Consider the following 26,258-nt stretch of genomic DNA (forward strand, 5'->3'; position numbering starts at 1 on the left):
TTCGGCCTCGATATTGTTGGGCGCCTCGCGATAAAGCGGTTGCTCCGCCACGCCGAATTTGTGCGCTGCCTCTGCCATTTTTGTCCCCGGTCTCGATCCCCGAATGTCGGTAGCAGAAGAACTTTCCGCGTGCTGAAGATTCGGCCATTCACGCCCGCAATTCACACAGGCGCGAAACCGTCCACAGGACTGTCCAGCCGCCGCCGGAATTGCTGTTGACGCGAATCAGAGGAAGAGTCTAATCGCCGACGAAAGAGAACAAAACAAGAAAGCTATTCCGGCGGCGGCATATAGACGGGAATTCGTACTGCGGCACTTCCCTGCTAGGTTCGGCGCGATTCCAAGGTCAGGCGAAGAGCGAGGCAGCATGAGAGTTCTGGTTACGGGAAGCGCCGGTCACCTGGGCGAGGCGCTGGTCCGCGCCTTAAGGAATTTGCAATATGAGGTCGTGGGTCTCGATATCGCGGCGTCGCCATTCACGACCGAGACCGGCTCGATAACCGACCGCTCTTGCGTGGAGCGGTGCATGGTCGGCGTGCAAGCGGTGTTTCATGCGGCCACCCTGCACAAGCCGCATGTCGCTACCCACAGCCGGCAGGATTTTGTCGACACCAACATTTCGGGCACGCTCAACCTATTGGAGGAAGCGGCAAGGGCAGGCGTCAAGTCATTCGTCTATACGAGCACGACCAGCGTCTTCGGCGACGCGCTCGTGCCGCCGGCCGGCGCCCCGGCCGCCTGGGTGACCGAAGAGGTCAATCCCCGGCCAAAGAACATCTATGGCGTCACCAAGGCGGCGGCCGAAGACCTTTGCCAGTTGTTCAGCAGGAACAACGGGCTTGCCTGCATCGTGCTACGGACCTCGCGCTTCTTTCCGGAAGAGGACGACAGCAGGGAAGTGCGGGAGACCTATTCGGACGAGAATTTGAAGGCGAACGAGTATCTCTACCGCCGCGTGGATATCGAGGATGTGGTGAGCGCGCATTTGCTTGCCGCGGAACATGCGCCGGCGATCGGATTTCGCAAATACATAATCAGCGCGACCACGCCCTTCCTGCCCGAAGATCTGGCCGACCTGCGCGCCGACGCGCCGCGCGTGGTGGGAAAGCGCGTTCCCGGCTACGAGGCGGAATACCGGCGGCGGGGCTGGAAAATGTTTCCGAGCATCGAACGGGTCTATGTGAACGAGCGTGCGCGAACCGAACTCGGCTGGCGGCCGCGCCATGATTTCGGGTCGCTCGTCGAACGCCTGGGCAAGGGCGGCGAGGTCGTCAGCCCTCTGGCCCGGATCGTCGGGTCGAAAGGCTATCACGCCGAAGCGTTCGCCGAGGGGCCGTATCCGGTGGAGTGATGCGTCGGCTGCGGTCGACACCTGGCGGGAGACGAGGTGGCTGTGACTATTCGCCGGGCTCCGGCATCCGCTTCTTGCGCGGCCTTCGGGCAATGGCGGGTTTTCGATGCGCCTCCTCGTGGATGGCCAGCGCCTTCTCGCATTTGCCGATATAGTCGCGAGTGACCGGCAGCGTGTCGTTGCGGCGCGTGAGCTGGATCTGGAAAACCATCAGATCCTGCCAACGGAACGAGGCTTCCGAGCCGGCGAGATAGAACTCCCACATGCGGCAGAAGCGTTCGTCATAGATCTCCTTGGCGCGGTCGCGATTGGCGAGGAAGCGCTCGCGCCAGTGCTTCAGGGTCTCGGCGTAGTGCAGGCGCAGGATCTCAACGTCGCCGAGCATGAGCCCGGAGTTTTCGATCGCCGGCAGCACTTCGGAAAGCGCCGGGATGTAGCCGCCCGGGAAAATATGCTTGCGGATGAAGGCGTTGGTGGCCCAGGTCGGGCCGTTGCGGCCGATCGAATGCAGAAGCATGACGCCATCGGGCTTCAGCAGGGAAGCGCATTTGTTGAAGAAGGTAGCGTAGTGATTGACGCCGACATGCTCGAACATGCCGATCGAGACGATGCGGTCGAAGCGTTCGGTGAGTTCGCGATAGTCCCTGAGCTCGAAATGGACGTGGTTCTCCAGGCCTTCGGCATGGGCACGCTCGGTGGCGACGGCGTGCTGTTCGGTCGAAAGCGTGACGCCGAGCACCTCGGCCTCGAAGCTGCGCGCCAGATAGAGGCCGAGCCCGCCCCACCCGGAACCGATGTCGAGCACGGTCTGGCCGGGTTTCATTCCGAGCTTGGCGGCGATGTGGCGCTTCTTGGCCATCTGCGCCTCTTCCAGCGTCATGCCGGGGCGCTCGAAATAGGCGCAGGAATATTGCATGTCGGCGTCGAGGAAGAGCTTGTAGAATTCGCCCGACAGATCGTAATGGCGCTGGACGTTGCGCCGGGCGCGGGCGGCCGTGTTGACCTGCTGGAAACGGCGGAAAGCATGGCGCAAGCCTTCGACAGCCTTGGTCCATGACGCCTCGATGCCGCCCGGTCCCATATTCTGGTAGACGACACGCAGGAGGCCGAGCATATCGCCCTCGACGACTTCCAACTCGCCTTCCATAAACGCTTCGCCCAGCGCCAGCATGGGATCGAAGGTGATGGCGCGTTCGGCGTGCTTTGTCTTGATCACGACATGGACGGAATCGCCGCTGCCGTCGCCGAAAAAATGGGTGGTTCCGTCCGGACCGGTGACGGTGAGATTTCCCGTCCTTACCAGCCGTTCGACAACACGCTGCAGCAGTTTGTTCATCGCAAAATCCCGATCATCGCGAAGCGAAATCAAGCCCATGCGGTCCCCAATAGATTCCAAATAGCAAAAAAAAGCCCGGACACAAGGTCCGGGCTTTTGGTCCAGCGTTATGCGGACAGGTTCAGGCTTCCTCGCCTTCCTCCGCATTTGGATCGAAGAAGTTGTCCGGCCGCGCATTGTCGTTGATGTCTTCGCCGTAGATTGCCTCGGCTGTGGTCAGCGTCTCGCCCTTGGCCTGGCGCTCGGCTTCGTCGGCCGTGCGGGCGATGTTGAGCGTGATCGTGACTTCGACCTCGGGATGCAGCGCGATAGCCACATTGGTGAGTCCGATCGTCTTGATCGGCTGGTTGAGCTCGACCTGGTTGCGGCTGACCGTGAAGCCTTCGGCGGTGACGATCTCGGAAATGTCGCGGGTCGAGACCGAGCCGTAGAGCTGACCGGTTTCGCCGGCCGAGCGCACGACGATGAAGCTCTTGCCGTCGAGCTGATCGGCGATCTGCTGGGCTTCCGACTTGCGCTCGAGGTTGCGCGTCTCGAGCTGGGCGCGCTGGCCTTCGAACTTCTTCTTGTTGGCCTCGTTGGCGCGCAGCGCCTTGCCCTGCGGCAGGAGGAAATTGCGAGCGAAGCCGTCCTTGACCTTGACGGTGTCGCCCATCTGGCCGAGGCGGGAAATGCGTTCGAGAAGAATGACTTCCATCTCTTTGTTCCTTTCGTTTGCGGGCTTGGCCGCGATCAAATTCGGAACAGGCGGGGAAGTGAAAGGACGCGCTGCGTCCGGTTTCGCTGTCCTGCCTGTCGGGCAGTTAGAGCGACGACTGTCGCCCAACTCGGGATTCTGGTCCGCTCCCGAAGCGGAATAGCCGGGGACAGTTTACTTTTTTCCGCCCGCGCCAGCCTTGAAGCGGCTTAGCCCATCTGCGGAAAGAAAGTAAACTGTCCCTGGCGCTTTACCTCACCACGTATGGCAGGAGGCCGAGGAAACGGGCGCGCTTGATCGCCTTGGCGAGTTCGCGCTGCTTCTTCTGGCTGACCGCCGTGATGCGCGACGGCACGATCTTGCCGCGCTCGGAGATGTAGCGCTGCAGGAGACGCACGTCCTTGTAGTCGATCTTCGGAGCGTTGGCGCCGGAGAACGGGCAGGTCTTGCGGCGGCGATGGAACGGGCGCCGGGTCGGGATCTGGTTGATGTCGACCATTATTCTGCACCTCCTTCAACGCCTTCGCGCGGACGGCGCGGGCCACGATCGCCACCTTCGCGGTCACCGAACGAGCGCGGGCCGCGGTCGCCGCGGTCACGATCGCCGAACGAGCGCGGGCCACGATCGCCACGGTCGCGGTCGCCGAAGCCGCCGCGGTCGGAACGCTCTTCGCGCTTCTGCATCATCGCGGATGCGCCTTCCTCATGCTTGTCGACCTTGACGGTCAGGAAGCGCAGCACGTCCTCGGAGAGGCCCATCTGGCGTTCCATCTCGTTGAGGGCGGCCGGGGGGCAGTCCAGGTCCATCAGCGTGTAGTAAGCCTTCCGGTTCTTCTTGACCCGGTAGGTGAGGGACTTCAGTCCCCAGTTCTCGACCCTGCCGACCGACCCGCCATGCGAGGAGACGACATCCTTGTAATGTTCCACAAGGGCGTCGACCTGCTGCTGCGAGAGGTCCTGCCGGGCAAGAAACACATGTTCGTATAGAGCCATTGTTCTTTGCCTTTCTTCGTTTCCCTGTCCGGTTCCCGGCGGCTAAAGCCTCTGCAACTTCTCTTGGACCCTTCGAGGGACCTTGCGGTCTCCTCAGGGGAAGAAAGGAGCATTACGAGACGGTCGAGAGCGGAGACACGGGAGGCGGAAGCACTTTTGCTTCACACGGCGGCTTTGTTTGGCAAAACCTCCGGCCCTCCGTTCAGCCCCCAGCTGGGACCGGCAGATTGCGCGGGTCTATACAGCAATCCAGCCGGAAGGCAAGGCTTGCCGGAACCCGTGCGGCAAAAGCGCCATCGGGGACGCGGCAAATATTGGTTAACCACGGTCGTCATCGCAGCCGCACGGAGCGGCGCGCATCAATCCAATTTTCATCAAGCGCAGGCAGAAGTCGCATGCGGGTTGATTTTTTTTGGGGTTCAAGATGCTTCTCAAACGGTTCTGGCGCTCGACGGCCGGAAATTTCAGCATGATGATGGTGGTCGGGTTGCCGGCTATCCTCGGGGCCGCGGGCCTGGCGATCGACGTGGCCAATCTTCTGACGGCCAGGACCAATCTTCAGAACGCACTGGATTCGGCGGTGCTTGCCGCCTCGCGCCTGATGGACGGATCGCAGTCGCGCAAGGAGGCGTTCGACGGTTTCTTCGCCGCCAACATTTACGGCCGCAACGGGCTGGAGAGCGCCGAAGCCGAATTGTCGGTGGAGGAGGGGGTCAACTCCATCAAGACGTCGGCCACCGCCTATGCCGACGTCAAGCTGCATTTCGCCTTCCTCTTCGGCAAGAGCGCCAGAGTAACCGCCGAAGCCAGCGCCTATGAATCGACCGCAAACCTCGAAGTCGCCCTGGTGCTCGACAATACCGGCTCGATGGGCGAAACCAACATGAAGGCCTTGCGGGAAGCCGCGACCGACCTGATAGAAGCCCTGGAGGACCAGAGAGAGGACGAGAAAAAGGCAAAGTCCGAACGCAAAATTCGCGCGGCTCTCGTTCCTTTCGTCACTGCGGTGAATATCAAGACAGCGGGTGAAGATTATATGTCGTGGATCGACACCAGGACGAACCTGTCTGAGGACGACCTCGGCTTGAATGGCAGGAATTTCGAGTCCGACAAAGAAAATGGGAAGCGTGTCGGGCACTGGCTGTTGTTCAACAAACTGAAGGCAATCAACCCTGACGTCGAGTGGAAAGGCTGTGTGGAGGCGCGGCTTGCCAGATTCAATGCGGACGGCACGCCCAAGTTGGGCGACACGCCGAATCTGGACGATACGCCGCCCAATCCGTCGAAGCCGGAAACCTTGTTCGTGCCGTATTTCGCTCCGGATGAGCCTGGGGACGCTCGCGCGGCGATTAACAGTTCAAACGGACTGAACAACACCTATCTCGATGACGTCGTACCGCCGGGAACAAATACCGACGCAGGGCGCCAGAAATCCATTTTGAAATACAGCACCAAAGGCATCGCCAACATCATCGACGAGACGGCGCCGCTGACCAGCGGCCCGAACTATGCCTGCGCAACGCCGATCGCCCCGCTTACCGAAGATCTGAAGGCGCTCAAGGCTGAAATCGCAAAAATGGTCTACTGGTTTGGCTCCGGCACGAATGTGTCGGAAGGGCTGGCCTGGGGTTTGCGGGTGCTCTCGCCGGGCAAGCCATATACGCAGGGAGACCCCTTCGACGCCAAGGAGACCACCAAGGTCGTCGTCGTCTTCACCGACGGCGAAAACAACGTGTTCGGCGCTGCGAACGCCTCGATCAACAAGTCCGATTACGGCTCATACAATTTTCTGGACACAGGCCGCATGGGAACGACCAACCGGAACACGGCGCTGGATAATGTGAACAAGCTGACTCTCGGCGCGTGCACCGCGCTGAGGAACAAGGATGTGCGGATTTTTACAGTCGTGCTGGGCGCCGATTCGCGGAAAAACCGCGATCTCTATAGCGCCTGCGCCACAAGCACGGCTGACTACTATCCAACGAAGAACCCCGAACAGCTCAAGGCCGCCTTCAAGCAGATCAGCTATTCCATCTCGCAGCTTTCGGTTACGAACTGACGGGGATAGCAGCGACGGCTCTACCGCCTTCGCTGCTGGGATGTTGGCTATGCCGCCTTGGTTATCATGAAGTCGACGTGGATTGCGTCGTAGGGGAATACGACGCGTCCCTCCTCGGTATGATCTAGAATACCCGCCTTCAGAAGCGCATAGGGTGCTCTGCTCGTCCTTTTCGGAGTTGGGAAGAACGCCTTCGCGCGGTGGCGCTTGCTGAAAATGATTTCGTACTGACGCAGACAGACGCCTCTGGCTTCACATGGAGCGACGCTTGCCTCCGGCCCCTTCCATTCAGCCACGGCGCGGCGGGCAGATTGCGGCGGTCGACCCAGGGTTTGGAGGGCAAGTGGTATCGAACGAGTCCTGCCTAAGCGGAGCGTCGCGCCGCAGCAGCAACTGGCTTGCCGCCGGAAGCGGCGACCAGAGCTTCATAGCTTTCGATCGGACATGGCCGGCCGAGAAGGTAGCCTTGTCCCTCGTGGCAGAGTTCGGCTGCCAGAAACGCGAGTTCGCCGGCCGTCTCCACGCCTTCGGCTAGCACGGGCAATCCGAGCCCACGGCCAAGTCCAAGCACGGCGCGCACGATCGCGGCGGCCTCGTCGCTGGTGTCCACCGAGCGGATGAACGAGGCGTCGATCTTGATCTTATCGAACGGAAAGGCGCGCAGATTGGAGAGCGACGAATAGCCGGTGCCAAAATCGTCCATGGCGATCCGCACGCCGAGCGACTTGAGCTGGCGCAGTGTCGCAAGGGCGCGGTTCTTGTCGCGTATCAGGGCCGTTTCGGTGATCTCAAGCTCCAGGCGCTTGGGCGAAAGCCCGGTCTGGAACAGGACTTCGTGCACAAGTTGTGCGAACTGCGCTGAATGCAGTTGCACCGCCGAGACGTTGACCGCCATGACGAGTGGCCGCTGCCATGTCGCCGCCTCGCGGCAGGCGGTGCGCAGGACCCACTCGCCGATCTGCAGGATCAATCCGCTCTCCTCTGCGATCGGGATGAACGCGTCGGGCGAGATGACGCCGCGCGTCGCATGCTGCCATCGTAGAAGCGCCTCGAAGCCGATAACTGCTCCGCTGGTCAACTGCTTCTGCGGCTGATAGGCGAGCCGCAACTCGCCGCGGGAAACCGCATGCAGCAGATCGTGCTCGATAAGCCGCCGCTCTTTGACCTCGGCACCCATCGCCGCCTCGAAGAACCGGTAGGTGCCGCGTCCTTCGACCTTGGCCCGGTAAAGTGCCGTGTCGGCGTGGCTCATCAGGCTTTCGCTATCGAGCGCGTCGTCCGGATAGATCGCGATGCCGACACTGGTCGACATCATGCCGCCGCTGGCGGCGTCCTCGTTTTCGGCGCGGAATGCATCGATGATCCTTTCGGCGATGCGTCCGGCGGCAGCCGGATCGTGCAGGCCGGGCACGATTACGGCGAATTCATCGCCTCCTAGACGCGCCAGCATCTGATCACCGTTAAGCACGGCGCCGATGCAGCGGACGACCGATTGCAGCAGCTTGTCGCCGGCTGCATGCCCGAAAAGGTCATTGACCTCCTTGAACCGGTCGAGGTCGAGGCAAAGCAGCGCCAGTTTGCCGCCAGTCGTCGCGGCAAGCGTTATTTCCCGGTCGAGCCTGTTGTTGAAGCTGCGGCGGTTGGGCACACCGGTCAGTGCATCGTGCTGGGCAAGATGGTGCAGATCGGCCTCCGCCTTCTTGCGTGCGCGCACATCGCGGACCGCTATCGCCTGATGCGGCTGACCGGCAAAGCTGACCGGATGCCCGACGAGTTCAACGGGGATCATCCCGCCTTCGGCAGGGCGCAGCATTGTTTCGATCAATTCGCCGGATTGGCCGAGTAACTTCGCCCGCATCGATTCGTCGGGCAAGAATGCTGACAGCAGGGTGCCAGAGATGTCCTGCTCGGAGACCCCGGCCATGTTGGCGAAGCTCCTGTTGGCGGTTGCGATTCTCGCGCCGTCGCACACCAGCAACCCCTCAACGGCAGCGTTGGCAAGGCCACGCATGCGATCCGCCTCCTGCTCCATCTTGCGGCGGTCGCGAATGTCGAGAGCGAGGCCGCAACAGGCGAGGAGCAGGATGACCAGGCTTGCAAGCGCAACAGCTGCGGCGAGCCAGCCGGTAGGAATGGCCGTTTCGGGAACCGTGTACCTTGGATCAGGAATGATCGAGGCCGCGCCCATCGCTGTAAAATGGTGGCTGCAAATGGCGGCGGTGAGCAGCAGCGCCCCGTAAACCTTCCACTTCCGGTGCCCGTCGATCAGGCCGACTCTGGTTGCTGCTGCGCCGATCAGCGCGCCAGCCACAATGGATACGACGACGAGAACGGGATCCCACACGATGATGCCCTGGACTTCGAAAGCGGCCATACCGGTATAGTGCATGGCGGCGATGCCGCCGCCGACCACGGCGCCGCCGAGCCAGGCTGCGCCCGTCAGCTTGCTCGACAAGGCGACGTTCAGGCCGATGCCGGTGAGCGCGATGGCCGCGAGCAGCGACAGAAGGGTGAGCGTGATGTTGTAGCCGCTCGGTATCCCCGGCTCGAAAGCGAGCATGGCGATGAAATGCGTCGCCCATATGCCGAATCCGCTCGCCGTTGCGGCCACGCCAAGCCAGATTTTCCGCATCGAGCCGGCCGACCTGCGGACATGGTGGACGAGATCGATCGCGGTGAAGGAAGCCAAAAGGCAGACAAACGCCGCAAGCACGACCAGACGCAGATCGTGTTCCTGGACAATGCAAGTATAGACCTTGAGCACGGAGTAGCCCCACACCGCCGAGAAGACTCAAGGTGTAAAACTAGCTACCGATTATCAAGAATACGTAAATGCCGCCAGTTCGCTGCTGGCGGTTCAGCCTTTGGCAGCGTTCGCAATTGTTTAACGTGACCGTCGATGACTCTGTTTCATGTCGCTTCTTTGGCGTCCATGGGCCTTTCACATGGTCCCAACAACGGCTTTGCCGGGCATTGTTTCCGGAAAGAACGCCTTCGCGCCGTGGCGCTTGCCGAACATGATGTCGAATTGCAGCAGGCGGAAATCGCGGATCGCCGGGTCGATCTCCTTGGCGCGCCCCCAGTCCGGCGTCGTCATCCCGCGCTGCGTCACGAGCACGTTGCGGTCGACGACGCTAAAACGCTGGCGCATATCGCCGAGGAAGCCGGTGTAATAGGGATGGCTGATGCCGGCCGTCTCCAGCACGTGCAGCGGCAGGAAGGCGGGGCTGATCGAGCCGAGATGGCCGACCGGGCCCTTGCGGTTCGACCAGATCACCAATGGTGTCTCGTGCTGCGCGCGCAATTTGGCCAGCGGCGCCTTGCGCTCGGCTACAGGCTTTTTCATGAAGCCGGTCTCGACGAAGACAGGGCCAAGCGGCGGCAGATGGTCGCCGAAGAAGGCGATGACGGTCGGGCGCTCGCGCTTTTCAGCCCACTCGATCAGCCGGGCCAGGCCCTGGTCGGCATCGGCGGCGCCCTCGGCGAAGGTCAGGATCGAACCCTTGGCCCAGGCGCTGGCCGAAGTCTCGACCGTGTGCGTGGTCCCGGTATAGCGGTTCGGCTCATAGGGGCCGTGGCTCTGCAGCGTCACGGCGAAGAAGAAGAACGGTTCGGCGGTCGCGTCGGCCTCGCGGATGATTTCTTCCGTCAAGGCGGCATCGGAGACGAGCGGTCCGCGCGTGGCCAATGGCGGCAGGTTCTCCTCCGACATGAAGCTGTCGAATCCGAACGCCTCGTAGACCGGCGAGCGGTTCCAGAACCAGCCTTCGAACGGGTGGATCGCGCGGGTGGCATAGCCCTGGGTCTTAAGGAAGGTCGCGAGCGAGGGAAGCGGCTCGCGGACATATTGCTGATAGGGGATGCTGCCATAGGGCAGGAAGGCGTTCGAGAAGCCGGTCAGCGCCTCGAATTCGACATTGGCGGTCATGCCGCCGAATTCCGGCGAAAATACATGGCCGGACTGGATCGCGCGGACATTGGCGATCGGGTCGGGCGTGATCGTGACGCCCGGCAGCCGGGTCGGATCCCAGAAGGATTCGCTCATCACGACGATGATGTCGGGGCGTTCCGGTGGAACCGATGGCGAAGCGCCCACAGGTTTCCGGATCGCCTCTATCGCCTCCTCCGAATAGCCCTCGGGGGCCTTCACCTTGGCCATCGGCACGTTGAGCGCAAAGGCTATGGCAAAGCCGTTGGAGGCGTAATTCTCCTTCTGGTCCCACATCATCGGAATGATCTGCAGCCGGTCGCGCGCCCAGGAGAATGTCGCGTAATCCATGATCGAGCCGAAGAACAGGAGCGCGGGGAGGGCGACCGCGAGCCGGGCTGCGCGGGCCCTCAGCGGCAGGGCGGGAAATCGCCGCCGCCAGAAACGCCACAGGGTCACCAGAAGCGCGATGCCCGCCACCAAGGAAACGCCGAGCACGACGGCCAGAACCGGACGCTCGCGCACCAGAAGCGGCGCCAGTTCGATTATCTGGCGCGCGTAGAGGAAATCTGTCGGATAGAGCGGATCGCCGAGATACTGCGACTTCTGGTGGCCGACAAAGGCCAGAAGCAGCACGGCTGGCGCAACCACCAGCAATGCAAGATAGGCGCGGCCGAGGAGCGCGTCGAAGAAGAGGATGAGCAGCGCGAAAAGGATAACCGTGGTCCAGCTTGGGCGGAAAGGCTGCTGGAAGAAGAGCAGCGTTTCCGAGAGCGAGCCGCGCACGATCAGTTCGACCGAAAATACGAGGATCGTCGAAACCAGCAGCGTCAGTCCGATCGATCTGGCAAGGCGCAGCAGATGCCTGCGGCGCCTATCCGTCTTGACCGTCCGCTCCACTTCAAACCCTTCCGGCGCCACCGGCCCTTGGCCTGCAACGATTTTTGCCAACTCAATATCCTCAACTCGTAATAAAAACGTCATGCAAGTGTCATCGTTCCGTCACAGAAGCTAGGGCCTGTGGCAAAATTGAGAAGAGCGGCTCGTGCGGTCCGTCCAAAGCGGGGACTGCCTGCATTTTCGGTGCGAAGCCAGCGCGGGCTTGACTCGCCGGCCCGCCTCGCGCCACACGGCAGCAAGACAAGGCACTGCGGAGCGAGAGATCATGGCCGTCGCATTCACCTTTCCGGGGCAGGGCAGCCAGGCTGTCGGCATGGGCAAGGACCTGGCTGATGCATTTCCGGAAGCGAGGCGGGTGTTCGACGAGGTCGACGACGCGCTCGGCCAGAAGCTTTCGAAAATCATGTGGGAAGGGCCGGAAGAGACGCTGACGCTGACGGCCAATGCGCAGCCGGCGCTTATGGCGGTATCCCTCGCAGCGGTGCGGGCGCTGGAGGCGCGAGGTTTCTCGCTGAAGGAGAAGGTTTCCTACGTCGCCGGCCATTCGCTCGGCGAATATTCCGCACTTGCCGCCGCCGGCATGTTCACCATCGCCGATACGGCCAGGCTCCTGCGCATCCGCGGCGACGCCATGCAGGCCGCTGTTCCGGTCGGCGAGGGCGCGATGGCCGCAATCATCGGCTTGGAGCAAAGCGATGCCGAGGCTGCCTGCGCCGAGGCCGCGAAGGGCTCGGTGTGCCAAGTCGCCAACGACAATGGCGGCGGGCAACTGGTGATCTCCGGCGCCAAGGCGGCGGTGGAACTGGCGGCGAAGCTCTGCACCGAAAAAGGCGCCAAGAGGGCGCTGATGCTCCAGGTTTCCGCGCCGTTCCATTCGGCGCTGATGGCGCCTGCCGCCGAGACGATGCGCGAGGCGCTGGCCGGCGTGAAGAAGAATGCGCCGGCCGTGCCCGTCGTGGCGAACGTAACCGCGACGCCGCTGAGCGACCCGGACGAGATCGTTGCGCGCCTGGTCGAACAGGTGACCGGCCGTGTGCGGTGGCGCGAAACGGTGGAGTGGTTCGCGGCAAACGGCGTGACGACGCTTTACGAAGTGGGCTCGGGAAAGGTGCTGTCGGGCTTGGCGCGGCGTATCAACCGCGACATTGCGACGGTCGCTGTCAACACGCCAGCCGATGTCGAGGCGGCGGTGGCGGCGCTTTGATCCGCGTGGGTTGCGAAACGGGGCTGATGCGATACTGAATACATGTATCGCATTGGGAATTCGAGATGCCCACATCCGTCAGATTGTCGGAAGAAACCGAGACGCGGCTGAATGCGCTCGCGCAACGCACCGGTCGCACCAAGGCATATTATCTGCGCGAATTGGTCGAGCGCGGCCTGGAAGATCTCGAGGACTATTACCTCGCCGTGGAAGTCATGGAACGCGTGCGTCGCGGCGAGGAAGAGATCCTGAGTGGCGAGGAATTCTGGCGTGACTTGGACGCTTAAAGGGAAAAGGTTTCATATATGTTCGACTTGACTGGAAAGAAGGCGCTCGTCACCGGGGCAAGCGGTGGTATCGGCGAGGCCGTGGCGCGAGCGCTGCACGCTCAAGGCGCGACCGTCGGCCTGCACGGCACGCGTGTCGAAAAGCTCGAGGCGCTGGCTGCCAAACTTGGCGAGCGAGTGAAGCTGTTTCCGGCGAACCTCTCGAATCGCGACGAGGTCAAGGCGCTCGGCGCAAAGGCTGAAGCTGATCTCGAAGGCGTCGACATATTGGTCAACAATGCCGGCATCACCAAGGACGGGCTCTTTGTCCGCATGTCGGACGCGGACTGGGACGCGGTGCTCGAAGTCAATTTGACCGCGGTGTTCAGACTCACCCGCGAATTGACCCATCCGATGATGCGCCGCCGCAACGGCCGCATCATCAACATCACCTCCGTGGTCGGCGTTACCGGCAATCCCGGCCAGGCGAACTATTGCGCCTCCAAGGCCGGCATGATCGGCATGTCGAAGTCGCTGGCGCAGGAGATCGCGACGCGCGGCGTGACGGTTAACTGCGTGGCGCCCGGCTTCATCGAATCGGCCATGACCGACAAGCTGAACGACAAGCAGAAGGAAGCAATCATGGCCGCCATCCCGGCCAAGCGCATGGGCACCGGCGCGGAAGTCGCCTCGGCGGTGGTCTACCTGGCCTCGAACGAGGCCGCCTACATCACCGGGCAGACCGTCCATGTGAACGGCGGCATGGCGATGATCTGACCGGCTGTCCGAACAGCCTCTTGCCTGAGAGCGGGATAAAGAGGTTTTCGCCTTGGACGTGCGCGTTTTTTCGTGTAATGCCGCCCTCAACCCGGCGGTTCGCACCTGTTCGCGCCGCGGGCGGTTGCGTTCCTGCAGGGAACATCTTTCAGCTTGATTAGCGGCATTCCGCCCGCTAACGAAGACCAGACAAACACATAGACGAGGATGCCCAAATGAGTGACACCGCAGAGCGCGTCAAAAAGATCGTTGTCGAACACCTCGGCGTCGAAGCCGAAAAGGTGACGGAAGCGGCAAGCTTCATCGACGACCTCGGCGCCGACAGCCTTGACACGGTCGAACTCGTGATGGCCTTCGAGGAAGAATTCGGCGTCGAGATCCCGGACGATGCGGCCGAGACGATCCTGACCGTCGGCGACGCCGTCAAGTACATCGACAAGGCATCGGCCTGACGCTTTCGCCAGCGGTCGGTTCGGGAATTTTCGCAATGAGACGTGTAGTCGTCACCGGCATGGGCCTGCTCTCGCCGTTCGGCGTGGGCGTCGAGCACGGCTGGCGTGAATTGCTCACCGGCCGCAGCGCCGCCAAGCGGATCACCGAATTCGAGGTCGAGGACCTTCCCTGCAAGGTTGCGCATGTCATTCCGCGCGGCAACGGCAGCGATGGCAGCTTCAACCCTGAAGCGTATCTCGAGCCGAAGGAACTCAGGAAGATCGGCGACTTCATCCTCTACGGGATCGCGGCCGCCGACGAGGCGCTCAAGGATTCCGGCTGGGAGCCGCAAACGGAAGAAGACCGCTGCGCCACCGGCGTCATGATCGGCTCCGGCATTGGCGGCATTGACGGCATCGCCGAAAACGCCATGGTGCTGAAGGAGCGCGGCCCGCGCCGCATCAGCCCGTTCTTCATTCCCGGTAACATCATCAATCTCGTATCGGGCCAGGTGTCGATCCGGCACGGGCTCAAGGGTCCGAACCATGCCGTGGTGACTGCCTGCTCTACCGGCGCGCACGCGATCGGCGATGCTGCCCGGCTGATCATCTTCGGCGATGCCGACGTGATGCTCGCGGGCGGCGCGGAATCGCCGGTCACGCGCCTGTCGCTGGCGGGCTTTGCCGCCTGCAAGGCGCTGTCGACTGACCGCAACGATGCGCCCGGGACCGCCTCGCGCCCCTATGACCGCGACCGCGACGGTTTCGTCATGGGCGAGGGCGCCGGTGTTGTGGTGCTGGAAGAACTGGAACACGCCAAGGCGCGCGGCGCGAAAATCTACGCCGAGGTGACCGGCTACGGCCTGACTGGCGACGCCTATCACATCACCGCTCCGGCGGCCGACGGCGACGGCGCGTTCCGCTGCATGAGTGCGGCGCTGAAGCGCGCCGGACTGGCGCCCGCCGATGTCGACTACATCAACGCCCACGGCACCTCGACCATGGCCGACACAATCGAGCTCGGCGCCGTCGAGCGGCTGGTCGGCAATGCGGCGTCGAAGGTCTCGATGTCGTCGACCAAATCGTCGACCGGCCATCTGCTCGGCGCGGCCGGCGCCGCCGAGGCAATCTTCTCGGTTCTCGCCATCCGCGACAACATCGCGCCGCCGACCATCAATCTCGACAATCCCGAGCGCGAATCGGCGATCGACCTCGTGCCGCACAAGCCCCGCTCGCGCCAGATCGATGTCGCGCTGTCGAATTCTTTCGGCTTCGGCGGCACCAACGCATCGCTGGTTTTCCAGCGCTACAATGGCTGAGCGCCGGAATAGCGCTGCTTCGCCGCGAATTTTGCCATACTCTGGTGGTTGAGGAATGATGCGCGGCGTGGCCGGCGCATGTGGATTTGTCGAGGCGATATGAACACCAGTCCAGCGAACCCGGGGGAGTTCGGCCAGCGTACCGAAGCGCCGAAGCCGATCGTGCCGAAAACCGCGAGCGAGGCCCTGCGGCCCGAAATCGGGACGCCGCCGCCGAAGCGTTCGCGCGCCTCGCGCAACCAGATCGTGGTGTTCATGAATTTCATCGTCTCGTCGGCAATGCTCCTGGTGCTGGCGGCAGGCCTTGCGGTCTATCTAGGCAAACAGGAGTTCGATGGTCCGGGACCTTCAGCGACCGCGCAGACCTTCCTGGTCAAGCCCAATAGCGGCCTGATCGACATTGCCGACCAGCTCGAACGGCGTGGCCTGATCAGCGATGCGCGCGTTTTCCACCTCGGTGTCCGCGCCTATGGCAACGAAGGCGCGCTGAAGGCCGGCGAATACGAGATCGCAGCCGGCGCCTCGATGCGCGACATCATGGAGATTCTGAAGAGCGGCAAGTCGGTGATGCAGTCGCTGACAATTCCCGAAGGTCTGACAGTCGTGCAGGCTTTCCACAGGATCGCCGAGCACGAGGCGTTGACCGGGGACATGCCTTCCGAGATCCCGCCGGAGGGCATGCTGGCGGCCGACACGCAGCGCTTCACACGCGGCGCCGAGCGCAAGCAGATCATCGACAAGATGCTGGCGGACCAGAAGAAGCTGGTCGAGGAAATCTGGGCGCGCCGCGCGCCCGACCTGCCGTTGGCCGATATCAACGAGTTCATCACGTTGGCCTCGATCGTCGAAAAGGAAACCGGCAAGGGCGACGAGCGTTCGCGTGTCGCCGCGGTGTTCCTCAACCGGCTGAAGAACAATATGCGGCTGCAATCGGACCCGACGATCATCTACGGCCTGTTCGGCGGTTCCGGAAAGCCGGCTGACCGGCCGATCTACCAGTCCGATATCGAGAAGCCGACGCCGTACAACACCTATACGATCGACGGGCTGCCGCCGACGCCGATCGCCAATCCGGGCAAGGCTGCGCTAGAAGCCGTCGCCAACCCGTCCAAGACCGACGACCTCTATTTCGTTGCCGACGGCACCGGCGGGCATGTCTTCGCCAAGACCCTGGAAGAGCACAACGAGAACGTCGCCCGCTGGCGCAAGATCCGTAAGCAGCAGGCGGAAGAAGCGGCCAAGGCGGCTGCCGGTACCGAGGCGGAGCCGGCCGCCGCGCAATAGCGTGGCAACAGAGCCTGGTTCGTCGGGGTCGAACCGGGTTATTTGAGGTGTGGTCCACTCCGGGTCATGCCGTTGGGGACGCGGGGCGCGCCATGAATCTGCAGAGCATGACCGGCTTTTCGCGTGCCGCCGCCGAACATGACGGCGCGTCGATCGCCTGGGAGCTGAAATCGGTCAACGGCAAGACCATCGAGGCCAGGCTGCGCCTGCAGCAGGGCTTCGAGAGGCTGGAGCCCCTCGTCAGGCAATTGGTGCAGAAGCGCTTTTCGCGCGGCAACATCCAGGCGTCGCTGACCGTCGGTCGGGCCGCCGGAACGCTGGTGCAGCCGGTCATCAACGAAGCGTTCCTGAAGGACCTGGCAGGGCTGGCAAAACGTCTGGAGGAGCAGTTCGGCTTGGCGCCCGCGAGCGCCGATGGGCTTTTGGCGCTGCGCGGCGTGCTCGAAATTCCCGAAGCGACCGAAACGGAGGAGGCGCGCGCCGCAATCGATGCTGCCGTTCTTGCCGTGCTCGAGAGGGCGCTGGATGGGCTCGAACAGGCGCGACAGGCCGAAGGCGCGGCGCTGAAGGCCGTGCTCAGCGTCCATATCGGCACAATCGAGGTGCTGGTGCTGAGGGCCGAAGCCGACCCGTCGCGCGAGCCGGCGGCGATACGCGCCCGCATCGCCGAGCAGGTCGCGCTGCTGATGGACGCGTCGGCCAATCTTGACGAGAACCGGCTGCACCAGGAGGCGGCGTTCCTCGCCACCAAGGCCGATATACGCGAGGAGATCGACCGGCTGAAGACGCATGTCGCCTCGGCGCGTGCGCTGCTCGACGGCGGCGGCGCGGTCGGCCGCAAGCTCGATTTTCTTGCGCAGGAATTCAACCGCGAATCGAATACTCTATGCTCGAAGTCCAATGCGGCGACAGTGACCGCCATCGGACTGGAACTGAAGGCAGTGGTCGACCAGTTCCGCGAACAGGTTCAGAATCTGGAATAACCCAATGACAGCGGATATCGTTCCTCCAGCCATTCGCCGTCGCGGCCTGATGCTGGTTCTGTCGTCGCCGTCGGGCGCCGGCAAGTCGACGATCGCGCGCAATCTCCTGGAGAAGGACCACGATCTCAGCCTGTCGGTCAGCGTGACCACGCGGCCGCGCCGCGCCAGCGAGATCGATGGGGTGCATTACCACTTCGTCTCGCAGCGCGAGTTCGACCGCCTGCGCGATTCGGATGCCCTGCTGGAATGGGCCGAAGTTCACGGCAATTGTTATGCAACGCCGCGAGAACCGGTGGAAAAGGCGATGGCCGAGGGCCGCGACATGCTGTTCGACATCGACTGGCAGGGTGCGCAGCAGCTCAAGGAGAAGATGCGCGCCGACATTGTCTCGATCTTCATCCTGCCGCCTTCCATGCGCGAACTGAAGGCGCGGCTGAAGCGCCGCGCCGAGGACCAGGAGGCGGTGATCGAGACGCGGCTGACCAACGCCCGCACCGAGATCGAGCACTGGAAGGAATACGACTTCATCGTCATCAACAACGATCTCGACCGCGCCTATGCCGAGGTGCGGGCGATCGTCACCGCCGAAAGGCTGCGGCGCGACCGCCGACCGGGCCTGTTCGACTTCGTGTCGGGGCTGTTGGATGAGAAGACCGCATAAGGCGATCAGGTCTATGCCGGGAAATCTGAACGCTTGAGCGTTTCAGCGGGCGTCAGATGCTCGACGATCTGCACCACGTCGTCCCACTGTATTTCCGGATAGTGCTCGCGCATTCCAGCCAGCATCATTTCCTTCGGCCATTCAACTTCCCGCCCGACGAAAGCGGCTGCTTCCGATAGCGGAATGTCGGTGCAGCGGGTGACCCACACAATGGCAGTCTTCGCGGGATCTCCATCGCATAGGTAGCGGAGATAACCGGGGACGATCATGGTCTCGCGCCATCTGATGGTGGACGTCTTTTCGCCGGCCTCGATCAGCGGGAAAAGGCGTGCGACGACTCCCAGTGTCTGCATGGCCTTACACTGCGTTGGCCAGCGCCACGAACTCTTCGACGCTGAGCGTTTCGGCGCGCCGGGTTCCGTCGATGCCGGTTGCCTCGAGCAGGCGCGCGCCCTCCATGCCCTTGAGGCTCTGGCGCAGCATCTTGCGGCGCTGGCCGAAGGCCGCCTCGGTGACGCGTCCGAGCGTGCGCACATCGGCAGGCAACGGAGCTAGCCGTGGGACCAGATGGACCACGGAGGAAGTGACCTTGGGCGGAGGCGTAAAAGCCTGCGGCGGCACGTCGAAGGCGATCCTGGCCTCGGTGCGCCAGCCCGCGAGAACGCCGAGCCTGCCATAGGCATCGCTGCCTGGCCGCGCCACGATGCGCTCGGCGACCTCGCGCTGGAACATCAGCGTCATCGACTGGTAGAAGGGCGGCCATTCGGCGACGGTGAGCCAGCGCACGAGAAGTTCGGTGCCGATATTGTAGGGCAGGTTGGCGACGATCTTGACCGGCCCATCGCCGGCGATGGCGGCGAAATCGGTCTTCAACGCGTCGCCGGAAATGATTTCGAGCCGGCCCGGATAATGCGCTGCGATCTCGGCCAGCGCCGCCAGGCAGCGCTCGTCGCGCTCGATGGCGATTACTCGGGAAGCCCCGTTCATCAAAAGCGCGCGGGTCAGGCCGCCGGGACCGGGACCGATTTCGACGACGGTCACCTGCGAAAGGTCGCCAGCGGCGCGGGCGACCTTGCCGGTCAGATTGAGGTCGAGCAGGAAATTCTGGCCGAGCGATTTCTTCGCCTGCAATCCATGCCGTTCGATGACCTGGCGCAGCGGCGGCAGGCCGTCCGGAGAACTCATCGAGAACGGCTTTCGTTGTCGGCGAGACGCCGCGCCAGCTTCAGCGCCGCGATCAGACTGTCGGGCCGGGCGATGCCCTTGCCGGCAATGTCGAAAGCCGTGCCGTGGTCGGGCGAGGTGCGGATGAAGGGGAGGCCGAGCGTGACGTTGACGGTTTCGTCGAATGCCAGCGCCTTGGCAGGGATAAGCGCCTGGTCGTGATACATGCAGATCGCCGCGTCGTAGTTTTGGCGGGCGCGGGCATGGAACATCGTGTCGGCAGGGAGCGGCCCGAAGGCTTCGATGCCTTCGTTTTGAAGTGTCTCGATCGCCGGACGGATGACCGTCTCATCTTCTGTACCCATGGCGCCGCTCTCTCCTGCGTGCGGATTGAGGCCGGAGACGGCAAGGCGCGGATTTGCGATGCCAAAACGGGTTTTTAGGTCGCGCGCGGTGATCCGCGCGGTGCGGAGGATCGCCTCCGTAGTCAGAGCGTCGGGAACTTCGGCCAAGGGAATGTGGATCGTTACCGGCACGGCGCGCAGGTCGGGCCCGGCAAGCATCATCACCGGCGTTACTTCCGCGCCGGTCTTCAGGCCGGCCAGATAGGCGAGGTATTCGGTGTGGCCTGGAAAGCGGAAACCGGCATCGTAGAGCGGCTTCTTGGCGATCGGGCAGGTGACGACCGCCGAAGCGAGACCGGACAAGGTGTCGGTCACGGCGCGGTCGATCGCCTCGACGATGCCGTCGGCATTAGCCTTGTCGGGCAGGCCCGGTACATCGACGAAGCGCGCCGCGAGCGGCACGACAGGCAGGCCATTTGCGAACCGGGCGGCGGCTTTTTCAGGCGTCGTCTCGATTATCGGGATCTCAAGCCCAAGACGCCGAGCGCAGGCCGCAACCGACGCAGGATCGCTGAGGAGGTAGAATGGTGTGATAGCGTTTTCAGCGCGCCGAAACCATGCGGCGATGGCGATCTCGGGACCGATACCCGAAGGGTCGCCGGCCGTCAGCGCCAGAGGCGGACTGCTCACAGCTGCTAGCGTTCGACGATGCGGGCTCGTTTCCGCAACTCGGCGATGTACTTCTTGTCGAGTTCGCCGGCCTGGTCGTCGGTCTTGGTTTCGGACTGGAATACCATTTTGGCGACCCGGTCGTCCGAGACTTCGCGGCTGCTGCAGATGCCGATGAATTCGACGCCGCGGTCGGTTTCCTTGACTGCGGTCGCGCCGCCGGTCTTGGTCTGCTTGATCTGGTCGGCCCATTCCGGCGGCAGCTCCGGGGCAAGCACGCGACCGAGATCGCGCACCGTCACGTCGAGCAGGCCCTTGGCGAACTCACGCGAACTGTCGCAGCCGTTGAAGCGCGCGCGCATGGCTTCGGCTTCGCGCTTGCGCTGACCCATCTTTCCTTTTTCCGCCGCCGGCACGACAAAAATGACCTGCTGGAGCATGTATTCGGTGGCGCTCGGCTTGTTGCCGCCTTCCTGCAGCATGCGGCGCACCACATCCTGCTCGCTCATAGTGCCGCCCTGCGACTTGAACCGCGCCGAAAGCGCCTGATTCCAGCCCATCTGGGAACGAATGAAATCCTTGAAATGCCCTTCGGTAATGCCGGCCTTGTTGAGGATGTCGGACATCTGCGCCGGCGAAAGCTTGTTGGAGCCTGCGAAGCGCTTGAAAGCGGCATCGACCGCCTGGTCGGTAATCCTGATGCCGAGGCGATTGATCTCGGCGACCCGCAGCGTTTGCTCGACCATCTCGTCGGCGGCCATCTGGTTCAGATTGCCCTTGCGGTTCTGCAGCTTCAGGAATGCGGCGCGGCGCTGGATGTCGTAGGTGGTGACCGGGACATTGTTGACGACATATTTGATCTCGCTCGCCGCCGCGGGCGAAGCGATCATCGCAGCGGGAACGGAACCCGCAGCAACGGCCAGAGCAAAACTTGCCGAAAACAAATATCTCCCGATCGAAAACATGCCAGACACTCCCCGCATTCCGCTTTTGTTCTGAATGGATATGGCCGTGATGCCCATCCTATGCGGCGAAACGATGACGCCGCGCCGTCCCGCTACTGCTCGATGATCTCGCTGGTAGTGGAACCGAAGTCGCCGAGCGTGCGGAACGAGATGTTGAAGCCGATCGAATGCTCGTCGTCTTCCCGATTTGAGACTACCTGGTCATTATCCCGCTTGGTCGACCAGGTCATCGTGTAGGAGAAGCACTCGTCGTCGTAAGCAAATCCGACCGAATTTCTCACGAGCACGCCGGCTTCCAAATCGTAGGTGCCGGAACCGAAAGCCCGCCAGTTCTCGTGGACGCGGCTCGATGCGGCCAGGGTGACTTCACGCCGGTCTTCGCTGAAGCCGTAGAGCGGCTGGGCCTGGACGAAGGCGTACTGGGCGGTGAGGGAAAGCGGCGCGCTGAAGTAGCCGATTTTCGTCTCGGCGCGTCTTATCTCGAAGGTCTGCTCGTCGAAGCGGGCGCTGACCGAGGCGGAGAGGCCGTTGGGCGCTGTGAATCCGGCCAAGCCAACATAGTCGGAAGTTTCGGTGTCGAGGCCCGAATAGGCGCCGGCATTGACCAGATCGGGCGCGGCGAAAGGATTGTCGCCGGCGAGCTGATAGGACTGACCGAACAGCGCGTTGGTGGCCCAGCCATTACCGAACGAGCCGGAATAGCGCAGGCCTAAATTGGCGCGCGAGCCGCCCTCTATGCGGTCATAGCCGGAAAACTTGTCGCGCTCGAATAGCGTCGAGGCATCGAAGACGAAGCTCTGCGCGTCCTCGTTCGGTATGCCGAGCGTCTCTTCGTAACGGGCATCTGGGCGCGCGAAGACCTGTGCCATCGGCTCCAGCACGTGGGTGGCGCTGGTGGTGGAGAACAGGACGGGCCAGCGCAGTTCGAGGCCGGCGGTCGCCATGGCCCGGTAGTACGCCGAACGAATGTCGGCCGCGACGCCGATATCGGGATCGCGGGCCATATCATTGATGGCTTTGATCGATCTATCCGACTGGCTCACATAGGTGGTGTCGGCCTGGAAGGCCAGCAGCGGGGTAACCACCAGACCGCCATCCGTGATGTATGACCGCTTCCACTCGGCCTCGGCGGTCAGCCGGGCGGAATCACCTTCTATACCGCGAACGATCGTAGATTTCGGGTCGGGAGTTCCGGAGGGAGGAAAGACCTGGTCGAGCTTGGAGCGCAGAACCGAGCGCGAATTGATGTCGATGTTGAGTTCCCCACCTGCGACGGGCGCATCCGGCGTGTAGGAATAGTCGAACGATGGCAGCACCCAAGGCTGCTTTTCGGCTGCCGAGCCACTATTGCTATCGAAAGCGTCCTCCTGCAGCTGGAAATACATGCCGCGCAGGTCGAAAAAATTCCGGTCGTGAAGGCCGGTCAGATAAATTTCCGACCTGTGGACGTAGTCGTTGTATCCTTCGATTTCATAGGTGCGCGAGAAATTCTTGTCGGTTTGAACGAGCACGTCCCAACCGAAAACCCAGCGCGGATTGATGTCGAAGCGCCCTTGCGTGCCGAACATGCCGCGGAACTTGTTGGGATCGCCCGGGCGGCCGGAATCGACGTTGGGGCCAGTCTCGTCGATGAATGCGTCAGGATCGTTCTGGTGGATGCCGGCGATCTTCAGGCTGTATTCGCCATTGTTGAAGCGCTGGCGCCATTCGGCCTCGCCGAGGAAACCCTGCTTCGTGTAGCCGGTGCCGGTCAGCGTCAGATCGTAGGTCGGCGACAAAGCGAGGTAATACGGGATCGATACGCCGACGCCGAGTTCGCTCTTGTATTTGATGCCGGGGAACAGGAAGCCGCTCTTGCGCTTCACGGTCGGGTCGGCGATCTCGAATGAGGGCAGGAAGGCGAGCGGGAAACCGAAGAACTCGAATCGCGAATTCTCGAAGCGGACGGTCTTGGCCTTGCCGTCCCAGATGATCTTGCGCGCCTTGATGCGCCAGATCGGCGCCTGGTCCGGCTTTTCCTCGCAGGGTTCGCAGGCGGTATAGACGCCATTGTTGAAAGTGGTGAGCCTGCCGCCCTTGCGCTCGGCGCTCTCGGCCGCGAAATAGGTCTTGTCGACGGTCTCGACACGGAGCGCGTTGACGAAGCCGTCGGCGAAATCGTCGGTGATGTCGATCTCATCGGAGAAGATTCTCGTACCGCTGCTGTCGACGATCTCGACATTGCCGCTGGCGATCAGCCGCGAGGTCTTCCGGTCATAGGTGACGCGCTGGGCGACGAGGCGATTGCCGCCATAGTCGATCTGCACGCCGCCGACCGCAGTCACCGTATTGGCGTCGTTGTCATAGACGAGCGTGTCGGCCTCAAGCAGCATCTGGCTGCCTTCTGGAACGTCCGCTCCGATATCGGGCAATTCCTGCGCGGAGGCAGGCAAAGCAGGCAAAACGCACGTCAAAACGCAGGCAAGCGCCGTCGCGCCATACAGGCGCGCCAAACGGGCCGATTTGCGGTCAGATGTCACCGCCAACCCCAACTAACCGTCCTCCTTGTAGAGCAGGAACGTCACCCCGAAAAATAATGCTACGACAACCGGCAGCCACGCCGCCACGAATGGCGGAACGAATCCCGCATTGCCAAACGCTTTTACCAATACCGAAACGACATAAAGCAGAAAGCCGGCGAGGACGCCACCCAGAATCATCGTCGCCGACTGCCCCATTCTGGCGAAGCGCATCGACACTGTGGCGGCGATCAGCGTCATGGCCACGAGAAGCGGAGGAAGCGCCAGCAAAGAGTGGAATTGCATGGCGAAAGCGTTGGCCCTGAGGCCAAAGGAACGGGCCACCTCGATCTTGCTCGGCAGGTCGAAAAACGGGATGGTTTCGGGCCGCGCCAGCCGCTCCTGCACGAATTCGGGTTTGAGGTTCGTCGCGACACGATCCTGCGCGAGCGATTCTGCCGCGCCGCCGCCGCGAGAACGCTTGACGTCGTCGAGTTCCCAGTAGCCGTCGCGCAGATAGGCGCGCTTGGCGTCCTTGCGCTCGACGATGTCGCCGTCGGCGTCGATCTCGAAAAACACCGCATCCGCCAATTCCAAACCCTGGTTCAGGATGGCCCGGGCGCCGATGATGGTGTCGACATTGTTGGCCTTCTGGCGGATCCACGGTGCGGAGAAAGCCGAGACCTGGTTGGACTCGCCCGAACGCAATCTGGATTCGAGGATTTCCGAGCGTGAGAATCCGTGTGCCGCAATAGGGTTGAGCAGGGCGACGCTCAATATGCCGAACAGCAGCGCGCCGATGCAGGCCGGCAGCAGGAACTGCCATGCGGAAATACCGGCGGACCGGGCGATGACCAGTTCATATTTGCGGTTGAGCGAGATCAGCGTGGCCATCGCCGCAAACAGCGCGATGAAAGGCACTGTCTGCAGCATGATCATGGGAACGCGCAGCGCTGAAACCGTAAGCGCTGTCTGGAAGGTGAAGCCGGGCAGGCCGGAGGTTCGGCTGGAAAATTCCGTGAAGTCGATCAGGAAGACCAGCGCGAAGATGCCGACGAAGAACCATGCCGTGATGGTCGAATAGCGGATGAAGAAATAGCGGCCAAGCGTCCAGCCCATCATGCGCCTCCCGGCGAGGCGGCACGGCGGCCGGCAAGCTTCTGCCAGAGCCGGCCAAGGCGGTCGCTGATACTGCGGCCGATAGAGGCCATCCGTTCAGCCCACGCAATGGGCAGTTCCATGGTCCGGTTGCTTCTGATGAACCAAATCGCCACAGCCGAGGCCGCTATAGGCACGGCGTAGACGAACGGCGTGAATGCGGCTGATGATTGCGCCTGGTTGGTCACGAAGAAGCCCAGCCAGCGAACGAAAAGCGCGATCGTCACAGCGGTTATCAGCGGATTGATTCGCGCCTCGCGATGCGAGCGCGCGTCGCCGGCGACGGCCAGCGCAATCAGGGCGAAGACCAGCGGGTAAGTCCATTCGGTAAAGCGCCTGTGGAGTTCGGCGCGGAACGATTGCGGCTTCTGCTGGTAGATGTCGTCGTTGGGATCAGGGTTCAGGAGGTAGGCGATTGTCCTGTCCTTCGGATACATCGTGATCCTGTCGCCGGATGACGAAAAGGCCGAAAGATCGAAGGCGTAGGAAGTGAAGCGGATAACGGACACCTCGCCGGCGGGCGTTTTCCGGTGGACGACGCCGTCGGCCATCACCAGCAGGCTCTTGTCGTCGCTTTCAACCACCGAGCCCTTCTTGGCGTAGTAGACGAGGTCGATGCCCTCCTCGCGAGAGTCGGCGACGAAGATGCTGCCGAGCTGGCCGTCCGGCAACCGCTCGCCGACCTGAACGAAAAGGCCCTCATCGATCTTGCGGAACGTTCCCTCCTGGATGACCAGCGAGAGGAGATCGGCCCTGGCCGCCGCGACCAGCTGGCGGCCGCGCTCACGCGCATAGGGATCGACGCCATTGTCGACCGCGAACGAGAAAGCGCTCGCCGCGAGCGCGAGGATGATGACCGGGCGGATGACCGTCGAGCGCGAACTGCCGGCCGCGGCGATGACGACCAGCTCCGAATCGGTGTTCATCACGCTCAGTGTCTGCGCGACGGCGATGATCAGGGCGAAGGGAATGACGATCGGGATGATTGACGGCAGGATCAGCGTCGCGATTTCGAAGAAGGTGAGGGCGGACTGGCCGCTGTCGGTGACGAGGTCAATGCGCGCCAGAACCTGCGTGGTCCAGACGATCGCCAGCGTCCAGAACAGCGCGGCTGCAAAAACTTCGAGCGTGCGACGCAATATGTAGCGTTCGACGACCTTCATGAGACGCGCGATTCCGTTACGGGGGCGACTGTCCTGCCGCGGACCGTTCCCGCAACCAGATACGCGCGCAAACTACCCGCCGGACAGCGGGAGCACAACCGGCTCGAA

General features: G+C 62.6%; 23 protein-coding genes. 10 read left to right on the top strand and 13 right to left on the bottom strand.

The annotated features are described in order from the left end of the window. Positions 1-367: 367 nt before the first annotated feature. A complete protein-coding gene (locus G6N73_RS14880; protein ID WP_165028845.1) occupies positions 368-1,351 on the top strand; it encodes an NAD-dependent epimerase/dehydratase family protein in 984 nt (327 codons plus the stop codon). A 46-nt stretch (positions 1,352-1,397) separates the two neighbouring features. On the opposite strand, the gene G6N73_RS14885 is transcribed toward G6N73_RS14880, so the two are convergent. The 4 genes from G6N73_RS14885 to rpsF all read right to left on the bottom strand — a co-directional run bounded on the left by G6N73_RS14885 (position 1,398) and on the right by rpsF (position 4,377). Continuing rightward, the gene (locus tag G6N73_RS14885; protein ID WP_165028847.1) at positions 1,398-2,687 is read right to left on the bottom strand and encodes a cyclopropane fatty acid synthase; all 1,290 of its coding nucleotides are present in this window, start codon (positions 2,685-2,687) and stop codon (positions 1,398-1,400) included. Between the two features lie 121 nt (positions 2,688-2,808). Further along, complete coding sequence (rplI, locus tag G6N73_RS14890; RefSeq protein WP_165028849.1) at positions 2,809-3,384, bottom strand: 50S ribosomal protein L9; 576 nt, start codon at positions 3,382-3,384, stop codon at positions 2,809-2,811. A gap of 250 nt (positions 3,385-3,634) precedes the next feature. After that, a complete protein-coding gene (rpsR, locus tag G6N73_RS14895; protein WP_006203718.1) occupies positions 3,635-3,883 on the bottom strand; it encodes a 30S ribosomal protein S18 in 249 nt (82 codons plus the stop codon). Then, entirely contained in the window at positions 3,883-4,377 is a 495-nt protein-coding gene (gene rpsF / locus G6N73_RS14900) for a 30S ribosomal protein S6 (RefSeq protein WP_165028851.1), read from the bottom strand. The genes rpsR and rpsF overlap by 1 nt, the downstream gene beginning before the upstream one ends. A 424-nt stretch (positions 4,378-4,801) precedes the next feature. On the opposite strand from rpsF, the gene G6N73_RS14905 reads away from it, so the two are divergent. After that, on the top strand, positions 4,802-6,436 hold the full coding sequence (locus G6N73_RS14905; RefSeq protein ID WP_165028853.1) for a pilus assembly protein: 1,635 nt from the start codon (positions 4,802-4,804) through the stop codon (positions 6,434-6,436). A gap of 364 nt (positions 6,437-6,800) precedes the next feature. Here G6N73_RS14905 and G6N73_RS14910 read toward each other — a convergent pair whose 3' ends face one another. Then, positions 6,801-9,200 carry an EAL domain-containing protein gene (locus G6N73_RS14910; RefSeq protein ID WP_165028989.1) on the bottom strand — a complete coding sequence of 800 codons (2,400 nt, stop codon included), beginning with the start codon at positions 9,198-9,200 and terminating at the stop codon, positions 6,801-6,803. Between the two features lie 177 nt (positions 9,201-9,377). Continuing rightward, positions 9,378-11,348 carry an LTA synthase family protein gene (locus G6N73_RS14915; RefSeq protein ID WP_246252067.1) on the bottom strand — a complete coding sequence of 657 codons (1,971 nt, stop codon included), beginning with the start codon at positions 11,346-11,348 and terminating at the stop codon, positions 9,378-9,380. A 181-nt stretch (positions 11,349-11,529) separates the two neighbouring features. Between G6N73_RS14915 and fabD the strand changes: the two genes are divergently transcribed. The 8 genes from fabD to gmk all read left to right on the top strand — a co-directional run bounded on the left by fabD (position 11,530) and on the right by gmk (position 18,189). Next, positions 11,530-12,468 carry an ACP S-malonyltransferase gene (gene fabD, locus G6N73_RS14920; RefSeq protein WP_165028857.1) on the top strand — a complete coding sequence of 313 codons (939 nt, stop codon included), beginning with the start codon at positions 11,530-11,532 and terminating at the stop codon, positions 12,466-12,468. A gap of 65 nt (positions 12,469-12,533) precedes the next feature. Then, positions 12,534-12,755, top strand: coding sequence for a type II toxin-antitoxin system RelB family antitoxin (gene relB, locus G6N73_RS14925; protein ID WP_165028859.1), 222 nt, complete (start codon positions 12,534-12,536; stop codon positions 12,753-12,755). An 18-nt stretch (positions 12,756-12,773) separates the two neighbouring features. Further along, positions 12,774-13,511 (top strand): 3-oxoacyl-[acyl-carrier-protein] reductase, encoded by a 738-nt coding sequence (gene fabG / locus G6N73_RS14930; protein WP_165028861.1) that lies wholly within the window; start codon positions 12,774-12,776, stop codon positions 13,509-13,511. Positions 13,512-13,726: 215 nt separating this feature from the next. After that, positions 13,727-13,963 (top strand): acyl carrier protein, encoded by a 237-nt coding sequence (locus G6N73_RS14935; protein WP_008836051.1) that lies wholly within the window; start codon positions 13,727-13,729, stop codon positions 13,961-13,963. Positions 13,964-13,998: 35 nt separating this feature from the next. Continuing rightward, positions 13,999-15,261: a beta-ketoacyl-ACP synthase II gene (gene fabF, locus G6N73_RS14940; RefSeq protein ID WP_165028863.1), complete on the top strand. Its 1,263-nt coding sequence runs from the start codon at positions 13,999-14,001 to the stop codon at positions 15,259-15,261. Positions 15,262-15,360: 99 nt separating this feature from the next. After that, positions 15,361-16,545: an endolytic transglycosylase MltG gene (gene mltG / locus G6N73_RS14945; RefSeq protein ID WP_165028865.1), complete on the top strand. Its 1,185-nt coding sequence runs from the start codon at positions 15,361-15,363 to the stop codon at positions 16,543-16,545. A 92-nt stretch (positions 16,546-16,637) separates the two neighbouring features. Further along, positions 16,638-17,528 (top strand): YicC/YloC family endoribonuclease, encoded by an 891-nt coding sequence (locus G6N73_RS14950; protein ID WP_165028868.1) that lies wholly within the window; start codon positions 16,638-16,640, stop codon positions 17,526-17,528. 4 nt (positions 17,529-17,532) lie between these two features. Beyond that, positions 17,533-18,189: a guanylate kinase gene (gene gmk, locus G6N73_RS14955; RefSeq protein ID WP_206078863.1), complete on the top strand. Its 657-nt coding sequence runs from the start codon at positions 17,533-17,535 to the stop codon at positions 18,187-18,189. A gap of 11 nt (positions 18,190-18,200) precedes the next feature. On the opposite strand, the gene G6N73_RS14960 is transcribed toward gmk, so the two are convergent. From G6N73_RS14960 to lptF, 7 genes are all read right to left on the bottom strand, one after another. Beyond that, positions 18,201-18,542, bottom strand: a complete 342-nt coding sequence (locus tag G6N73_RS14960; protein WP_165028870.1) for an ASCH domain-containing protein — start codon at positions 18,540-18,542, stop codon at positions 18,201-18,203. Positions 18,543-18,546: 4 nt separating this feature from the next. Next, the gene (gene rsmA, locus G6N73_RS14965; RefSeq protein ID WP_165028872.1) at positions 18,547-19,374 is read right to left on the bottom strand and encodes a 16S rRNA (adenine(1518)-N(6)/adenine(1519)-N(6))-dimethyltransferase RsmA; all 828 of its coding nucleotides are present in this window, start codon (positions 19,372-19,374) and stop codon (positions 18,547-18,549) included. Then, positions 19,371-20,387 (bottom strand): 4-hydroxythreonine-4-phosphate dehydrogenase PdxA, encoded by a 1,017-nt coding sequence (pdxA, locus tag G6N73_RS14970; RefSeq protein ID WP_165028874.1) that lies wholly within the window; start codon positions 20,385-20,387, stop codon positions 19,371-19,373. The genes rsmA and pdxA overlap by 4 nt, the downstream gene beginning before the upstream one ends. 5 nt (positions 20,388-20,392) lie before the next feature. After that, on the bottom strand, positions 20,393-21,331 hold the full coding sequence (locus tag G6N73_RS14975) for a peptidylprolyl isomerase (RefSeq protein WP_165028876.1): 939 nt from the start codon (positions 21,329-21,331) through the stop codon (positions 20,393-20,395). Between the two features lie 92 nt (positions 21,332-21,423). Next, complete coding sequence (locus tag G6N73_RS14980; RefSeq protein ID WP_246252070.1) at positions 21,424-23,703, bottom strand: LPS-assembly protein LptD; 2,280 nt, start codon at positions 23,701-23,703, stop codon at positions 21,424-21,426. Between the two features lie 159 nt (positions 23,704-23,862). Next, entirely contained in the window at positions 23,863-24,951 is a 1,089-nt protein-coding gene (gene lptG, locus G6N73_RS14985; protein ID WP_206078864.1) for an LPS export ABC transporter permease LptG, read from the bottom strand. Next, a complete protein-coding gene (gene lptF, locus G6N73_RS14990) occupies positions 24,948-26,150 on the bottom strand; it encodes an LPS export ABC transporter permease LptF (RefSeq protein WP_165028882.1) in 1,203 nt (400 codons plus the stop codon). Before lptF ends, lptG begins: the two co-directional genes overlap by 4 nt. Between the last annotated feature and the right edge of the window lie 108 nt (positions 26,151-26,258).

The organism is Allomesorhizobium camelthorni (assembly GCF_011045125.1).
Classification (GTDB): domain Bacteria; phylum Pseudomonadota; class Alphaproteobacteria; order Rhizobiales; family Rhizobiaceae; genus Allomesorhizobium; species Allomesorhizobium camelthorni.

What these genes read in the sequence shown, in the direction of transcription:
- gmk (WP_206078863.1), top strand. Translation starts at nt 17,533, where the DNA reads ATGACAGCGGATATCGTTCCTCCAGCCATTCGCCGTCGCGGCCTGATG.
- G6N73_RS14960 (WP_165028870.1), bottom strand. Translation starts at nt 18,542, where the DNA reads ATGCAGACACTGGGAGTCGTCGCACGCCTTTTCCCGCTGATCGAGGCC.
- G6N73_RS14975 (WP_165028876.1), bottom strand. Translation starts at nt 21,331, where the DNA reads ATGTTTTCGATCGGGAGATATTTGTTTTCGGCAAGTTTTGCTCTGGCC.
- fabG (WP_165028861.1), top strand. Translation starts at nt 12,774, where the DNA reads ATGTTCGACTTGACTGGAAAGAAGGCGCTCGTCACCGGGGCAAGCGGT.
- rsmA (WP_165028872.1), bottom strand. Translation starts at nt 19,374, where the DNA reads ATGAGTTCTCCGGACGGCCTGCCGCCGCTGCGCCAGGTCATCGAACGG.
- lptF (WP_165028882.1), bottom strand. Translation starts at nt 26,150, where the DNA reads ATGAAGGTCGTCGAACGCTACATATTGCGTCGCACGCTCGAAGTTTTT.
- rpsF (WP_165028851.1), bottom strand. Translation starts at nt 4,377, where the DNA reads ATGGCTCTATACGAACATGTGTTTCTTGCCCGGCAGGACCTCTCGCAG.
- lptG (WP_206078864.1), bottom strand. Translation starts at nt 24,951, where the DNA reads ATGATGGGCTGGACGCTTGGCCGCTATTTCTTCATCCGCTATTCGACC.
- G6N73_RS14950 (WP_165028868.1), top strand. Translation starts at nt 16,638, where the DNA reads ATGAATCTGCAGAGCATGACCGGCTTTTCGCGTGCCGCCGCCGAACAT.
- G6N73_RS14905 (WP_165028853.1), top strand. Translation starts at nt 4,802, where the DNA reads ATGCTTCTCAAACGGTTCTGGCGCTCGACGGCCGGAAATTTCAGCATG.
- fabD (WP_165028857.1), top strand. Translation starts at nt 11,530, where the DNA reads ATGGCCGTCGCATTCACCTTTCCGGGGCAGGGCAGCCAGGCTGTCGGC.
- rplI (WP_165028849.1), bottom strand. Translation starts at nt 3,384, where the DNA reads ATGGAAGTCATTCTTCTCGAACGCATTTCCCGCCTCGGCCAGATGGGC.
- fabF (WP_165028863.1), top strand. Translation starts at nt 13,999, where the DNA reads ATGAGACGTGTAGTCGTCACCGGCATGGGCCTGCTCTCGCCGTTCGGC.
- G6N73_RS14980 (WP_246252070.1), bottom strand. Translation starts at nt 23,703, where the DNA reads ATGCTGCTTGAGGCCGACACGCTCGTCTATGACAACGACGCCAATACG.
- G6N73_RS14880 (WP_165028845.1), top strand. Translation starts at nt 368, where the DNA reads ATGAGAGTTCTGGTTACGGGAAGCGCCGGTCACCTGGGCGAGGCGCTG.
- G6N73_RS14935 (WP_008836051.1), top strand. Translation starts at nt 13,727, where the DNA reads ATGAGTGACACCGCAGAGCGCGTCAAAAAGATCGTTGTCGAACACCTC.
- relB (WP_165028859.1), top strand. Translation starts at nt 12,534, where the DNA reads ATGCCCACATCCGTCAGATTGTCGGAAGAAACCGAGACGCGGCTGAAT.
- G6N73_RS14915 (WP_246252067.1), bottom strand. Translation starts at nt 11,348, where the DNA reads ATGACGTTTTTATTACGAGTTGAGGATATTGAGTTGGCAAAAATCGTT.
- rpsR (WP_006203718.1), bottom strand. Translation starts at nt 3,883, where the DNA reads ATGGTCGACATCAACCAGATCCCGACCCGGCGCCCGTTCCATCGCCGC.
- mltG (WP_165028865.1), top strand. Translation starts at nt 15,361, where the DNA reads ATGAACACCAGTCCAGCGAACCCGGGGGAGTTCGGCCAGCGTACCGAA.
- G6N73_RS14885 (WP_165028847.1), bottom strand. Translation starts at nt 2,687, where the DNA reads ATGAACAAACTGCTGCAGCGTGTTGTCGAACGGCTGGTAAGGACGGGA.